This window comes from Lacihabitans sp. CS3-21, from assembly GCF_024343675.1.
In the GTDB taxonomy this organism is placed as follows: Bacteria; Bacteroidota; Bacteroidia; order Cytophagales; family Spirosomataceae; genus Leadbetterella.
This window is the reverse complement of the sequence record NZ_RJUD01000088.1, coordinates 1-883: the sequence shown is the minus strand read 5'-3', so window position 1 is coordinate 883 and position 883 is coordinate 1. Positions and strand designations below refer to the sequence as shown.

1 protein-coding gene is annotated in these 883 nt (G+C 37.4%); it reads left to right on the top strand.

Features of this window, described 5'->3' with window-relative positions:
* Window positions 1-883: hypothetical protein (locus EGI24_RS14585; protein WP_255049199.1), on the top strand; the 883-nt coding region annotated here is incomplete at both ends.

The window sequence follows — 883 nt, the reverse complement described above, 5'->3', positions numbered from 1 at the left end:
GCACCAGAATTAAGTACTGCACCAGCAGATTTAACCGTAAGCTGTGAAGCAGTACCACAAATGGAGAGCTTATCCGCTGTGGACAATTGCGGGACCTCGGTAAATGTTGTGAATAGTGAAGTCCGAAATGAAGAGTCTTGTGGAAATTATACCTTAGTTCGAACTTGGACAGCTACCGATGCTTGCGGTAATAGTAGCTCTCGAACCCAAACTATAAAAGTTCAACAAAAGGTTATTTCTGTTGAAACAGATGTAAGTAATGTTTCATGTAGTTGCGATCTTGGAAGTACGGCAACGGTTTCGCTTGGCATTTTGAATGGATGCTCTGGCAATACTTACCAATATTCTTCTAATGGCAGTGATTATCAGGATAGCCCTATTTTCAATAATGTAAAAACAGGTAGTAGTACATTTTATGTTAGAAATAGCTTTGGATGTGTTACTGGAATTAAAACCATAGCTATTAATTCCCCAAGTATTACCACATTACCTTTGCCAAGAGACACCACCATTTGTATAGGCAATAAGTTCTTGTTACCACTTAATAAAAACATCAAAAATAAATATATCTGGCACAGAACGGCCAATGGTAATGAGTTCATTAATAAACCAAATACAGATTCTGTTGGAGTTACCACCTATTATGTTAGCCAAACACCGGATAGCTCCGATTGCGAAAGTTTAAGAGTGCCAATTACTATTAGAGTGATTGATTCCACTTTAACTATTATTGAACACCCTATAAAACAGACGATTTGTAAAAATACATTTGCTACATTCGGAGTTGTTACGAATAGTTTCGTAAAATCTTACCAATGGCAAAAAAATGGAGTCAACATCATTGGGGCCAATGCTCAAAATTATTCTATACCGGGGGCTAGTG